Source organism: Telluribacter sp., from assembly GCF_035998675.1.
GTDB lineage: Bacteria > Bacteroidota > Bacteroidia > Cytophagales > Spirosomataceae > Telluribacter.
Map to the genome: position 1 here is coordinate 197379 of NZ_DASYHI010000015.1, position 13583 is coordinate 210961.

Genomic DNA, 13583 nt, shown 5'->3' on the forward strand with positions numbered 1-13583 from the left:
CAACCTACTCCCCCCTACACCCCCTTCGCCCCAACATAGAAATTACGGTCCACCGTCAGTGATTTGGCGCCCTTCGTCTTCATCGTTTTCCAGGAAGTAGTGGGTTGAATAAACTGATAGGTACCTCCGTCCAGCGCCACCTTCACCGGCATATCAAAACCCTCGATGGTGTTGGTCCAGCGGTAGCGGAGTTGGTTGCCTTCCAGGGTATATTCCAGCGTCGGGATCCGGATATCACGCAGGTACTGGTCAAAGACTTTACTTAGGTCCTTGCCCGACTGCTTGCTGAGGTAGCTCTCGATCTGGGAGCCGTCGACGGTCTGGTGGTAGTAGGTCTTGTTCATACCACGCAGGATCTGGCGCCACTTGGCATCGTCGTTTACAATCTGCCGGATGGTGTGCAGCATATTGCCGCCCTTATAGTACATATCACCGGAGCCTTCCTGATTTACTCCGTACACTCCTACAATAGGCTGCTTATTCTGAATCAGGCGACGGGTACCTATCACGTAGTCAGCGCCGGCTTCCTTGCCGTAGTAGTACTCCGTAAAGAGGTTTTCGGAGTAGTTGGTAAAGCTTTCGTGTACCCACATATCGGCTACGTCGTTGTAGGTAATGTTGTTGGCAAACCACTCGTGGCCGCTTTCGTGGATGATGATAAAGTCCCATTTCAGGCCCCAGCCCGTACCCGAAAGGTCTTTGCCCAGGTAGCCGTTCTGAAAGCCATTGCCGTAGGTGACTGAGCTCTGGTGCTCCATACCCAGGTAGGGTACCTGCACCAGCTTGTAGCCGTCTTCGTAGAACGGGTACGGACCAAACCAGTGCTCAAAGGCTTTCAGCATAAGAGGTACCTGCTTAAACTGCTCTTTGGCTTTGGCGAGGTCTTGCGGAAGTACGTAGTAGCTCAGGTCCAGCTTTCCTTTTTCGCCCTGGTAGGTTTCGTTCCAGCTCACGTAGTTCCCGATGTTCATATTGACCCCGTAGTTATTAATGGGGTTATCCACGTACCAATGGAAGGTGCGGGTACCATCACTATTCTCTACGGTCCTGCGCAGTCGACCGTTGGATACATCTATTAAGTCCTTTGGTGTCGTAATACTAATTAACATACTGTCGGGCTCGTCATACATGTGGTCTTTGCAGGGCCACCACACGCTGGCGCCCAACCCCTGGCAGGACGTAGCCACAAAGGGCTGACCCTGGCTGTCACGCTCCCACTGCACACCCCCTTCCCAGGGCGGACGCGTAGCTACCTTCGGTTTACCCGAATAAAATACTTGCACCGACTCCTGCTGACCCGGCTTCTGGGCTTTCTTGAGAGTGATAAAGTAGGCATTGCCGTCACGACGGTAGGTCAGCTCCTCGCCTCCCTGTACTACCTTATCCACCCGCAGGGGTGGCTGCAGATCTACCTGCATGGTTTGGCCTGGTTTAAGTACTTTGTAGTGGATGGTGGTACTTCCGCGCAGACTGCTGTCGGCGGGCAGGGCACGCACGTCGAGGTGGTAGTAGGTCAGGTCCCACCAGGCTCGTTCGGGGGTAATGGTACCCCGTAGCGTATCCTGACGAGTAAACTGGGACTGCCGCTGGGCTGAGGCAAGTAAGGGTACTACGAGCAGGATGGAAAGAATATATTTTTTCAGCATGATATTCATCTAAAACGGACTGTACTTAAACGAAGAAAGCGAATCAAAATTGATTCGCTTTCAATATAGAGAAAATACCGGTATACTACTTCTCCAATACCTCCATGGAATTCAGCTCGGGACCACCGCCCCGGTTGGCCGAGCCGGCTACAATGTACACTTTGCCGTTAAGTACCACAGCACCGGTACCATGGCGCCCCTGGTGCAGCGAGGGTAGCTTTTCCCAGCGTTTGGTTTTGGGATTATAGGCCTCAACTTCGCTGTGGGCAGGTACCTGCGTGCCACTTTCTCCCCCCATGACCAGTATTTTGTTCCCAAAAGCCACGGTGGTATTTCCCGCCCGCAGCGTGGGCAGGTTTTGGGTAGAGTCCAGCGTGGTCCACTGGTTGGTTTTGAAATCGTAGACATCTACCTCCGGAATCGTACGATTAAGTACCTGGTTGATGCGGGCAGTAGACAAGCGGCCACCCGCTACGTACAGTTTATTGTCCAGCACCGCCACCGACACGTGGTCGCGGGCGTGGGGCGCGTCGGGTAGTTGCCGCCAGGTGCCGGTTTTGGGGTCAAATTCATCAAACCAGGCTACGTGGCCGTCCCAGTGTCCGTCCTGAATTCCATCAACCAGATAAATTTTATTGTTATGCACAAAAGCCCCCGCCGCACCGCGCCGACGCGCTTCGGGAATTTCGGGACCTTTACGCCATTCGTCTTTATCGGGATTGTAAATATAAATATTGGAAATGGGCGTCTCGTGCGGATAGCCGCCGGTAAAGGCCCCCATGACATATATTTCATTGTTGAAAGCAACCGCCTGAAAGTGGTGCATTTCCAGCGGGGTCTGGCTTTTGCTGGTCCAGGTATCTTTCTTTGGATCGTACTCATCCACCGACTTCATACCTCTTCCTCCCAACAAATACAGTTTGCCTTTGGCGGCGGTCATGGAGTTTTCGTGTCTTTTTTCGGGTACACTAAGGGGCTCGGCGGCCTTCCAGCCCTGGGCAGAAAGGGTACCAGCCGAGACAAGCACTCCAATACATAGTAAGGACAGGCGTTGTAGCGTTTTCATAGAAGTTTACGTTTTAGAAAGCAGTGTAGAGATGAAATTACCACCTTGTTATAATAAAGAAAGCACGAATTGGCCTATTATAATATAACCTTTACAAATTTGTGGAGGGAAACCATAGGAAACAACAGAAAATTCAGGGTGCAAGTACCTACTTTTATCCTAAACACGGCCAGACTTAAAGATAAGCTGTTACCAATTGACCTACTCAATTACCGAAAATAGCCTGCTTTGTAAACAGAGGGAGCCAGTCAATACCGCCGAAGTCAGGCTGGCCGAGGCCGACTTTGAGCTACTCAAGGCCTATGCGCTGCGGGAAGAAGGCGAATCCGTACTCCGGTACTTTGTGCAGCGCGGCAAGGAGTACCTGCGGGTGGGGCCGTGGGCGGGGCTGCTTCGGGTCAATACGGTCTCCATCGAAATTCTGCCCAAGATAACGCCTGAAACCGGTACTGATGCGGAGTTGGATCAGGCGCGGGTATCTTTACTGCGAATGCTGCGCGTGGTACCCCAGTTGCCATTCCGGCTCCTACCCGAGGCGCGTCTTCACCAGCTGGCCCTTTTCAGTTTGCCCGACGTACTGGCTCTGCTTTTTCTACAACAGGCTGAAAAACTCCTGCACCGGGGACTGCAGACGGACTATGTTTCCGTAGAGCGCGAGCTGACCTTTGTAAAGGGTAAATTACAATTCCACCGGCAACCGCACCGGTTGGCTCTCCACCCCGAACGCCTGCCGGTGGTATACGACGAACGTACCCGCAGCAACGCGCCCAACCGTTTACTGAAAGCCTGTCTGCAGCAGCTACAGCAGGGCGCTCAATCCCGTACCGTGCGTCAGTACTTGTCGGCGATGGATGATGTACCGGCTTCGTCGGACTGGCGGGCTGACCTGGCTTTGGCCCGGAAGGCTAACCGCTCTTTTGCCGACTACGAGTGGCTGTGGGCGTGGGTACCCTGGTTGCTGGGGGGAGAAGCTCCGGGAGCGGCGGAAGGAGGAAGCCCACTGCCAGGTATGCTTTTCCCCATGGCCCGTTTGTTTGAAATGTACGTAGCCGCTTGTCTCAAGCGCCATCTGCCCCCTGACTGTATGGTGCAAACGCAGGAAGCGCTGCATCATTTACTAAGTGACCCCACGGGCAGGCCTCAGTTTAAATTAAAGCCGGATGTAGTGGTGAGGAGGGGAAAAACGGTATGGGTGCTGGATACTAAATGGAAACTGATAACCGCCGGAGATACCCGCCACCGCAGCATTGACCAGGGCGATCTGTACCAGCTCTACGCGTACGGACAGCGGTACCTGAGCGGGGCGGAGCAAGTAAAACTGGTGCTGCTATACCCCCAAACGGCCAGCTTCGAAGTAGCACCTGCTCCTTTTTACTACGATGCGCAATTGCCTCTCTTCCTGGTACCCGTTGACCTGACGGCAGCTCCCTCAGCTATGGTCAGGAAACTCTGGGACGCCATAGCAGGTACTCAGGGTTAGTCCGGCTTGGTACCGGACACTACGTACATGAGTGCGCCCCCCGCCGCGTGGTACTTGTGGGCGTTGATGTAGCGCATAATCCGTTCGCCTTTATTTGAATACCTGCGCTGGTACTCTTCGTAGAATTCAAAAGCCTCCGGCCCCATGGCCTTGAAGTAGTCGTAGTCGTTGAACTCTTCGGTACTCCACGAGCTACCCTTTCGCCACTGCTCCATGGTAGCAATCTGCTCGTCGGTATCGTAGGGCGGGTACATGGCAATGGCTTTGTCCGACAACCGGACGTCAATGTTCTCCACACCGGCTTCGGCCAGCATGCCGGGTACCAGGTCTCCTACCGAATTGTCGCCCTGCCCCAGCTTCTTCTTTCCTTTTTCAAACAGCAGGGCGTACTTTACGTGGTCCAGTATTTCATCAATCGGGTCATCAACCGAAATAGAGCTTTTCGTAAGGCTTTGGACCAGGTTATTAGGCTCCACGCACAGAATAGTACCGCCGGGCTTGAGTACCCGCAGCATTTCTTCAATGACCAGTTCGGGGTCTTCCACGTGGATCAGCAGGGTCTGGCAGGTAACCAGGTCAAAGGAGTCGTCTTCGTAGGGAAGTTGGTGGGCATCGCCTTTCTGCAAGTCAAACTCTACCCCTTTCTGTTCAAAGTAAGCTTTAATAGCCGCTTCTTCCCGCGCCCATTTCCGATCGTTATCAACCCCGGACACCTGCGCTGGTGTACCCATATAGTTAACCAGCAGTCGGCTCCAGTGGCACTGACCACAGCCCACGTCCAGCAGGCTATGGTGACGGCTTAATTCCAGACGCTTCGCCAGCAAATCCAGGAAGCCCTTGTTCCACCAGTAGTCGCGGTAGGTGCCGAAAAAATCTTCTGAATGTCCTTTTCGTTTTGTTTTTGAGGATTTAAATTTCATATAATATTTTAACCAACGTCTTATCTCAGGTAATGAGCATCTATTACTATTAACCCGGGCAGCACAAAATCGTTCTCTTCCTCCCCAGGTTGACGCGTTCAATAAATAGCGTTTTATTTGGGTAAATTTCCCTCTTTTTCTTCTCTACCTGTATACCTAATTTAATTTTAATCAAATAAAGATAAGCCGATATTTCCTATGAAGACACTATTCAGCCTCCTGCTTAGCCTTTTCTCCCTGTTTGCGTTGGCCCAAAACAAAAACAGTAAGGAGGAGTGGCAGCAACTCTTTAACGGTAAAGACCTGAGCGGCTGGGATGTGAAGATCAGGGGCTACGGCCTGAATGAAAACTTCGGTAATACGTTCCGGGTGGAAGACGGGAAGATGGTAGTACGCTACAATGCGTACGACGATTTTAAACAGCGCTACGGGCATATTTTTTACAAAAATGACTTCTCTTACTACCGCGTGGCGGTGGAGTACCGCTTTGTGGGCGAACAACCCAAGGGTGGTGAAGGCTGGGCCCAGCGTAACAGCGGCATTATGGTACACGGCCAGCCTGCCGCTACCATGGGTAAGGATCAGGATTTTCCAATCTCGATTGAAGTACAGCTATTGGGTGGTCTAAACAAAGGCGAGCGCTCTACCTGCAACCTGTGCACGCCGGGTACCCACGTGGTATACGAAGGCAAGCTGGATACGCGGCACTGCATTAACTCTACCTCTAAAACTTACAACGGCGACCAGTGGGTACGCGCGGAGGTACTGGTGCTGGGTGACTCGCTGATCCGGCATTATATCAACGGCGAGCAGGTACTTGAATACCAGAAGCCCCAGATTGGCGGCGGCGTGGTAAGCGGATTTGACCCTTCACAAAAGCCGGATGGCAAATTACTGGCCGAAGGCTCTATCTCGCTGCAGAGTGAAAGCCACCCGGTAGAATTCCGGAAAGTTGAGCTGCTGAACCTCAAGGGCTGCATGGACCCCAAGGCTACTAACTTTAAATCGTACTACATCAAAGCGGACAATACGCTTTGCACCTACGCCGGCAGGAAATAGCTGATGGCCTGATTAGAGAGTGTGCCGGTCCGAAGTAAGGTAGGTGGTAAAGGTTTTTTCCATCAAATCGGAGGTAAGTGCTTCAAAGAAGTAGGTACGTCCTTCGTCCAGATCATCGTAGGTGTACCTTTCGCGGCTCCGGTTCCGATAGGCATACTTAATCAGGACAAAGTCACCCACACAGCCCAACGTATGCAGTAGGAGCAGTAGGAACCAGAGCATTTTTAAGCCGGGTACCACCAGGAGCAACCCTGCCAGAAGCATCGTAATCAGGATAAAAGGCATAGCCGCCACGAGGGCGTTTTCGCGGATGGTCATCACGAAACGTTGCGCGTAGGCATACACCATCATGCTCTTGAGGGAATACCCAAACCCTACCTTATCGGCTCCCAGTAGTTTAAACACCAGCGCGTGAATTGCTTCATGCAAGGGTAAAACAACAATAAAAAACCCCGTTAATGCAAGTACTATCTGCCATACCGGCGACAACAGCAGCTCCCCGGCTCCGGTTTTGAGCATAGTACCCGCCACCCAGCCAATGAGAATACCTACCCCAATAGCCGCCAGCAGAATCAGGACCAGTCGGGCCGATCTGAAAGTACGGGCGTAAGGCAGGCTCCTGCCCGTAATGTTGATTTCCCGGGCTATAAACTTTGACATTTCATCAATAGAAAACGACTCCACCAGCTCATAAGCGGGCGATTGGTGCAGTTCCTGAATAGTAGGCCTTGTTTTCATCTGTTACACTTTGGTCGGAAGTAGGCTTAGCAAGTTTAGTAAAATATATTTATATACCTTACAAATCAACCGTTATTCTTCTGCACTGAAAAGGAGTCATGTAATCCCCTTTTGTCTTCTATACGTAAGTTTACTAACAATTGAAAAAAGTCCGCTGATTTGATTACCAACTGATTATTGTTAAAAAATCACAATCAAAGAAATACCGCCGTGAAGATTTTATAGTAATATTGTTGGATTTCACCGGGAGCTATGGCGAGAACAGAACAGCCCACAACTCTTGATAGTATCTAAAAGGGGCGGGTCTGGAAGTCAAACGGAAAAGTGGCGTTGGTTTAAGTACCCTAGGTTGACAATTACTACCTGATTTCAAACAAAAGCCAACTTTTGCTGCTTATAAAGAAGCACTCCTCAAGTAGAAAAACAATAATCGGAAATTGATACAATTTTTCCTCTAGTAGTTACCTAAACTATCATGGCGTATCGCTACGCACGCTTTAACCCACTTTCTACTACTTTGACAAGGTCACTAATCACCTATGCTTATTTTTGCCCACGTGGTTGGGGTCATCGCTGGTATCTACCGCTTCTGTTTTTGCTCTTTTCCCGGTTTGTAGCTACCGCCCAGCCCGTTGGCCTGCAGGGCTACGCGCAGTTGGGAGGCTATGTATCTACGGGGCCTAATACACCCTTTTGGCTCAGGGCTAATCAATGGGGACGGGTACCTAACTCCACTCCTGCCTCAACGGCCCTTTTGGGTATCCATTATGATGCCCGCTTTGCACCTGCTGACAGTACTACTTGGGCCGGTCGCTCCTCCTTTAGCTGGGGCGTAGGCGCCGAAGGCGTACTGAATGCGGGTCCTGACCCGCAAAGGCTGCTACCCGAAGCCTACGCTAAAGTTCAATGGCGGTCCGTAGAGTTGTGGGTCGGCCGCCGCCGCGAAGTCTTCGGTATCATGGATACTACCCTTACCTCGGGTTCCTATTCCTGGTCCGGTAATTCATTGCCTATCCCAAAAATTCAGCTCCGGATCAATGACTACCTGTCCCTGCCTTTTCTGAACAATTTTATTGGTATAAAAGGATCTTTTTCGCACGGCTGGTACAATGTACCTTATATCCAGAAAGTACTTTTGCATCAAAAGAGTCTTTCCGGACGCATTGGCTCACCCGAAGGCCCTTTTCATTTTTACCTGGGTGTTAATCACCATGTGCTTTGGGGGGGCGAAGCCGAGTACCTGACTAACAATCCACTGGCTGTAAATGGTAAGCTTACGCGTTCCTTTCGCGATTTTCTCTGGGGCGTCTTGTTAGGAAAAACGCCCAAGGCTTTCCGAACGGATAGGTATACTAATTTTGACGGGGAAAACCGGGTGGGTAATCACGTTGGGCACTATGATTTGGCCGTAGATTATCGGCTCACGGATGGCACCTTGATGCTGTACCACCAGCATGCGTTTGAAGACGCTTCCGGACTGGTATTTAAAAACTCAATTGATGGCTTAACCGGCCTTAGCTGGAAACCTAAGTTTTATCCCGACTACAAGCCTTTCGTTTTAGTGAAGGGGGCTGTGCTGGAGTTCCTGCACACTACCGACCAGACAGCCCCTACCTTTGTTGTTTCGGGCTCCCGCTTTATGGGGAACGACAACTACTTCAACCATGCCCAATACCGCGAGGGGTGGACCTACCTGGGCAAAGCACTAGGTACTCCCCTGTTAGCTCCCCGGGCCGAAATACGGGAAGAAATTGGCTTAACCGGAGAATCCTTTCCCAACAATCGGGTACTTGCCTACCACGCTGGAGTTGAAGCCCTGGTGGCCAACCTGGTCACTGTACGGGCCAAGGTTTCCTACAGCCGGAACTTCGGCACCCACAACCGGCCTTTTGAAATATCGGTAAAGCAGGTATCGTCACTCTTAGGTTTCGAGTTGCCGATATTTAACTGGGGCAACACCCGCCTGACCGGACAGATAGCCTACGACCGGGGTGACCTGTACCCTCCGGCACTGGGTGGATACCTGGGCATCCGGACCACCGGCTGGAACTCCCGCCCGGCCGATATTCTTCACCGTTTACCTTTTTAATAAAATAGTGGTGAGCAGTGCCGGTTAACGGCTTCTGCTCACCACTATTTTGTTAGTGCCTCTACCCGGCTACAACCGTACTATCTCGGCACCAATGGCATTCAGTCGGGTATCAATGTTCTGATAGCCCCGGTCAATCTGTTCGATATTATCAATAATACTTACTCCCTTGGCAGACATGGCGGCAATCAGGAGGGCCACCCCGGCTCTAATATCGGGCGAGGTCATGCGAATACCCCGTAGCTGCGTTGCCCGGTTCAGGCCCACTACCATGGCCCGGTGCGGATCACAAAGGACAATCTGCGCGCCCATTTCAATAAGTTTGTCCACAAAGAACAACCGGCTTTCAAACATTTTCTGGTGAATCAGGACCGTGCCCTCGGCCTGTACGGCGGTTATCAGTACTATGCTTAGCAGGTCAGGGGTAAAGCCCGGCCAGGGGGCATCGGCCACGGTCATGGTAGAGCCATCCAGGAAAGTTTCGATCCGGTAGCGTTCCTGGGCCGGAATAAATATGTCATCGTTCCGAAATTCCATCTGAATTCCCAGTCGTTTGAACACGTCAGGGATGATACCCAGCATCGGAATCTGGCAATTCTTGATGGTAATTTCCGACTGGGTCATGGCCGCCAGCCCAATAAAACTACCAATCTCGATCATATCGGGCAGCATGGTATGTTCGGTACCGTGCAATGTTTCTACTCCTTCAACGGTAAGCAGGTTTGAGCCTACGCCACCTATTTTGGCCCCCATCCGGTTCAGCATTTGGCAAAGCTGCTGTAAGTAGGGCTCGCAGGCGGCGTTATAAATAGTGGTAGTACCTTCGGCCATAACCGCCGCCATGAGTACATTGGCCGTACCGGTTACAGAGGCTTCATCCAGCAAAATATAAGTACCTTTCAGATTAGTGGCATCTACCCGGTAAAACCCGTCATCATCTTTAGCATAGGAAAACTTTGCACCTAGTTTCTCAAAGCCGATAAAGTGCGTATCCATACGCCGACGACCTATTTTGTCGCCACCCGGACGCGGAATCCGGCCCTTGCGGAAGCGCGCCAGCATGGGCCCCAGCAGCATAACGGACCCCCGCAGGGCCGAGCCTTTCTGCCGGAACGAGTCCGACTCAAGATGCTCCAGGTTTACATCACTGGCCACAAACTGAATCGAAGACTCCCCTACCCGTGTCTGTTGTACGCCTAGGTCGCCCAGGAGGTCAATGAGCTGGTTTACATCACGAATGTTGGGAATGTTATGAATGGTAACGGGTTCTTTGGTAAGCAGTACTGCGCAAAGAATTTGCAGAGCTTCATTTTTTGCTCCTTGTGGTATGATTTCGCCTTTTAGGCGGCGGTCGCCTTCTATTTTGAATGAAGCCATAAATAATTTTAAAGTCTTAAAAATGCCGAAGAACCGGTTGTAGTTTTTAAACAACCAACTCAGTCGGCGGATAGTTTTACGATGGGGCGCAGCAATGGCTGCCCCTACTTGGTTAGATCCGGAAATAAATAGGCGGCCTTCCTGGTCGGGAAAGGACTCTCACCCCAGTTGCGGCCTTATCAGCGAGGTACCCCTTACTTCCTGCGGTTCCGGTTGTTGTTATTGTTCTTAGAGAACTTGTTGTTATGCCGGTTTCGATTCGTATTAGTATTTGAGGAGGATCGGTCGTTGCCGGGAGTGTAGGTATTGGTTTGTGCCTGGTACCCGGTAGGCTGGCTGCTGCGGCCGCGTTCCGGATTGCTGTTACGGTCTTTGGGAGAAGCTTCAATGGGGCCATTCTGCCGGATATAGGCTACCTCCTCCTTAAGCTGGCCTTCGGATAAATCTTCCAGATGCTCCAGTAGCACCGCATCTTCGGGATTATCTTTATTCCAGCTATTGTAAAAGGAGCGCATCAGCCGGAACAGGTAAGACACAAAAGCCAGGCGGTCATCCTTATCTTCGGTCTGAATCGCTTTTTCTATAAGAAGCTCCACGTTCCGGCCATAGTGCTTGTAGGTCAGGTTCTGCTGATTGTAGTCAACGCGCAGGGGCTTCCGGCCCAGTACTTCCTTGGAAGGTGGCGGGTAGGGACTTTCAACGTCCAGTTCAAAACCCGATATGATATACAGGTCATCCCAGAGCTTATTGTAGTAGTCCTGATTATCCTTCATATTAGGATGAATCTGGCGCATAAGCTCTACCAAAATATGCGCGTAGAGAGTGCGCTTTTCGCGATCCTGCATGGCAGTAATGTGATCGGCGAGTTTTTGTACGTTGCTACCGTATTCTTTCAAGAGCGTGAAGATTTTAGGAAAAAACAAAAATAAGAAGTTTTTGCGAGAAAAATATCAGACTCTCCGGAGGCAGCTGGTCCGGAGGCGATTTCTTACTTTTGCAGGCCCAAATAAAAAATTACAGATTATACGCTTTATGCTTCCCATCATACGCCTGTATCAACGTGACATCCAGCAGACCGTCCAGCTGAGTATACCCATTGTGGTAGCTCAACTGGGGGTAGTACTCATGGGGGTAACTGATAACCTCATGATTGGGCGAATCCTGGGCGCTGTTCCGCTGGGAGCGGCCGGTATTGCCAACTCCGTCACCTTCCTGATTGGGAGTATCGGGGTGGGTGGGCTTTCCATTGTATCGGCGCTCGTGTCCCAGGCCTACGGAAAGGGACAGAAAGAAGAAATAAACCGGCTATTCAGGGCCGGAATTCAGGTGGCGTGGCTGCTGGGTGCGGTACTGGGCGTTATTAGCTTACTGGCCGCCTGGCAATTCGAAATATTCAGACAAACGCCCGACGTAACCAGACTGGCGCGTCCGGTTATCGTTATTCTGACTCTTTCCAACGTACCGCTGCTGTTCTTCATTGCGGTACGTCAGCTTTGTGACGGACTCTCAAGGCCCACCGTAGCCATGTACATTACCATGTCGGCGCTGGTCCTGAATGCCCTGCTGAACTACGTGCTGATTAAGGCCATGGGGCTTAACGGGGCCGCGGTAGGTACTTTGCTGTCCCGCCTCTTTATGGCCGTTGCCATCTGGTTTTATATAAAGCGCGACGTTTTTTTTCGACCCTACCTGACTGCCGCAGCAGTTCTGGCTCCGCTTCGGGTACTTAGGGCCAAAATACTCCGGCTGGGCCTGCCGGGGGGCTTTCAGTTTTTCTTTGAAATTGCCGCTTTTTCACTGGCCGTAATCATGATTGGCTGGCTGGGCGAACCCCAGTTAGCGGCCCACCAAATCGCAATTAATATGGCTTCTACAACGTATATGATGGCCACGGGCATTGCCGCCGCGGGGAGTATCCGGGTGGGTATGGCGGTAGGCCAGCGAAGCAGGTCGGCCGTTCAGCGGGCGGGTACGGCGGCTTTTCTGCTGGTAACGGCCTTCATGGGATTGTGCTGCCTCCTGTTCCTGACGGCCAACGACTGGCTGGTTAGTTTGTACATCCGGGACAATGCCCAGGTAGCTACCATCGCCGCGGGCCTGGTGATTATTGCCGGCTTTTTTCAGCTATCCGACGGGATTCAGGTAGTGGGTTTAGGTACCTTAAGGGGCATTGCCGATGTCAACGTACCTACTGTTATTACCCTTTTTGCCTACTGGGGGCTGGCCCTGCCGCTAAGCTATGTGCTGGCTTTCCCGCTGGGTATGGACGTAACGGGCATCTGGATCGGGCTGTCGGTAGGTCTCACGGCTTCGGCGCTGCTGCTTACCGTTAGATTCTATAAAAAACTAAAACGGATTAGTCTGGATGAAATCAAGCCCGAAGCGGTAAGCGGACATTAACCCCCTTCCTGACCGGTACAGGCCCTTCTTGCCTTACCAGTAAACCAGTAGCAGGGCCACCAGGTTGAACAGAGCATGCTGAAGTACTGCGTGTAAAAAGCCAAACCGAACCCGCACATAACCGTTAAACAAACCAAAAACTACCTGCTGTATGGTAATAAAAGGAGCCAGTAATATAACGCTCCCTGTCAGCTCCTTTACGTTGAAAATGTGCATGAATCCGAAAAGCAGGGAAGAAACGTAGAAAATAGTACCAAAGTACTGCTCCCAGCGGTGGCGAAACGTAATAGCCAGAAGCGGTACCTTCAGCAAAGCATAAACCGTGAGGCCTGCTACCGACGCCATGATTACCATAAGATAAAACCCCGGCTGATTAAGTACCTGCAGGATATTGGTCGAATAGGTACCACCGAAAGGCAACCAATAAAAAACGACCAGTCCCAGAGAAACAGCCGTACGAACCGGCGAAAACCGCAGGCCCCAGCGGTAGGCCAGCTCCTCAATAAGGGGAGCCATGAACAGGGAACCAAGTATTATTTCCAAAAATTCGGTGGAGTAAACCGTCTGCCGCGCCAGATCCTGCTGGGTCAGGAGCTGAGCCAGGGGCCGTATCAGCCAGGCATCGGCTATTACGGTCCCCAGTCGTAGCAGGCTTAGTACCAGAAACAGCCCCGCCACCGCCCGCAGGCGCAGGGGTACCTCCCTGAGCGAGTACCCTGGTTTTAGCAGAAATTTCAGAAAATCTTTTAGCAGTATACCAACCTGCATAACCGTGTCCTTGTGAGCCGCTGGATCAGAAGACAAAAAG

11 protein-coding genes are annotated in these 13583 nt (G+C 51.6%); 4 read left to right on the forward strand and 7 right to left on the reverse strand.

What is annotated here, in order from left to right; translation table 11 throughout:
• Positions 1 to 14: 14 nt before the first annotated feature.
• Positions 15 to 1646 carry a M1 family metallopeptidase gene (locus tag VGN67_RS08510; RefSeq protein WP_327486378.1) on the reverse strand — a complete coding sequence of 544 codons (1632 nt, stop codon included), beginning with the start codon at positions 1644 to 1646 and terminating at the stop codon, positions 15 to 17.
• Positions 1647 to 1731: 85 nt separating this feature from the next.
• Positions 1732 to 2712: a Kelch repeat-containing protein gene (locus VGN67_RS08515; protein WP_327486379.1), complete on the reverse strand. Its 981-nt coding sequence runs from the start codon at positions 2710 to 2712 to the stop codon at positions 1732 to 1734.
• A 196-nt stretch (positions 2713 to 2908) separates the two neighbouring features.
• Here VGN67_RS08515 and VGN67_RS08520 point away from each other — a divergent pair, with 196 nt between their 5' ends.
• On the forward strand, positions 2909 to 4192 hold the full coding sequence (locus VGN67_RS08520; protein WP_327486380.1) for an McrC family protein: 1284 nt from the start codon (positions 2909 to 2911) through the stop codon (positions 4190 to 4192).
• Here VGN67_RS08520 and VGN67_RS08525 read toward each other — a convergent pair.
• Entirely contained in the window at positions 4189 to 5112 is a 924-nt protein-coding gene (locus VGN67_RS08525) for a class I SAM-dependent methyltransferase (RefSeq protein WP_327486381.1), read from the reverse strand. The genes VGN67_RS08520 and VGN67_RS08525 overlap by 4 nt on opposite strands.
• A gap of 198 nt (positions 5113 to 5310) precedes the next feature.
• On the opposite strand from VGN67_RS08525, the gene VGN67_RS08530 reads away from it, so the two are divergent.
• Complete coding sequence (locus VGN67_RS08530) at positions 5311 to 6171, forward strand: DUF1080 domain-containing protein (RefSeq protein WP_327486382.1); 861 nt, start codon at positions 5311 to 5313, stop codon at positions 6169 to 6171.
• Positions 6172 to 6183: 12 nt separating this feature from the next.
• On the opposite strand, the gene VGN67_RS08535 is transcribed toward VGN67_RS08530, so the two are convergent.
• Positions 6184 to 6909 (reverse strand): DUF3267 domain-containing protein, encoded by a 726-nt coding sequence (locus VGN67_RS08535; protein WP_327486383.1) that lies wholly within the window; start codon positions 6907 to 6909, stop codon positions 6184 to 6186.
• Between the two features lie 595 nt (positions 6910 to 7504).
• Here VGN67_RS08535 and VGN67_RS08540 point away from each other — a divergent pair.
• A complete protein-coding gene (locus tag VGN67_RS08540; protein WP_327486384.1) occupies positions 7505 to 8998 on the forward strand; it encodes a capsule assembly Wzi family protein in 1494 nt (497 codons plus the stop codon).
• 69 nt (positions 8999 to 9067) lie between these two features.
• Here the strand turns inward: VGN67_RS08540 and murA are convergent, their stop codons facing one another.
• Positions 9068 to 10375: a UDP-N-acetylglucosamine 1-carboxyvinyltransferase gene (gene murA / locus VGN67_RS08545; RefSeq protein WP_327486385.1), complete on the reverse strand. Its 1308-nt coding sequence runs from the start codon at positions 10373 to 10375 to the stop codon at positions 9068 to 9070.
• A gap of 194 nt (positions 10376 to 10569) precedes the next feature.
• A complete protein-coding gene (locus VGN67_RS08550; RefSeq protein WP_327486386.1) occupies positions 10570 to 11271 on the reverse strand; it encodes a DUF4290 domain-containing protein in 702 nt (233 codons plus the stop codon).
• A 136-nt stretch (positions 11272 to 11407) separates the two neighbouring features.
• On the opposite strand from VGN67_RS08550, the gene VGN67_RS08555 reads away from it, so the two are divergent.
• Positions 11408 to 12775 carry an MATE family efflux transporter gene (locus VGN67_RS08555; protein WP_327486387.1) on the forward strand — a complete coding sequence of 456 codons (1368 nt, stop codon included), beginning with the start codon at positions 11408 to 11410 and terminating at the stop codon, positions 12773 to 12775.
• Between the two features lie 33 nt (positions 12776 to 12808).
• On the opposite strand, the gene VGN67_RS08560 is transcribed toward VGN67_RS08555, so the two are convergent.
• A complete protein-coding gene (locus VGN67_RS08560; RefSeq protein ID WP_327486388.1) occupies positions 12809 to 13579 on the reverse strand; it encodes a hypothetical protein in 771 nt (256 codons plus the stop codon).
• Positions 13580 to 13583 lie beyond the last annotated feature (4 nt).

Coding starts and splice junctions, on each gene's coding strand:
- VGN67_RS08510 (WP_327486378.1), bottom strand. CDS start 1,646: ATGCTGAAAAAATATATTCTTTCCATCCTGCTCGTAGTACCCTTACTT.
- VGN67_RS08515 (WP_327486379.1), bottom strand. CDS start 2,712: ATGAAAACGCTACAACGCCTGTCCTTACTATGTATTGGAGTGCTTGTC.
- VGN67_RS08525 (WP_327486381.1), bottom strand. CDS start 5,112: ATGAAATTTAAATCCTCAAAAACAAAACGAAAAGGACATTCAGAAGAT.
- VGN67_RS08530 (WP_327486382.1), top strand. CDS start 5,311: ATGAAGACACTATTCAGCCTCCTGCTTAGCCTTTTCTCCCTGTTTGCG.
- VGN67_RS08535 (WP_327486383.1), bottom strand. CDS start 6,909: ATGAAAACAAGGCCTACTATTCAGGAACTGCACCAATCGCCCGCTTAT.
- murA (WP_327486385.1), bottom strand. CDS start 10,375: ATGGCTTCATTCAAAATAGAAGGCGACCGCCGCCTAAAAGGCGAAATC.
- VGN67_RS08555 (WP_327486387.1), top strand. CDS start 11,408: ATGCTTCCCATCATACGCCTGTATCAACGTGACATCCAGCAGACCGTC.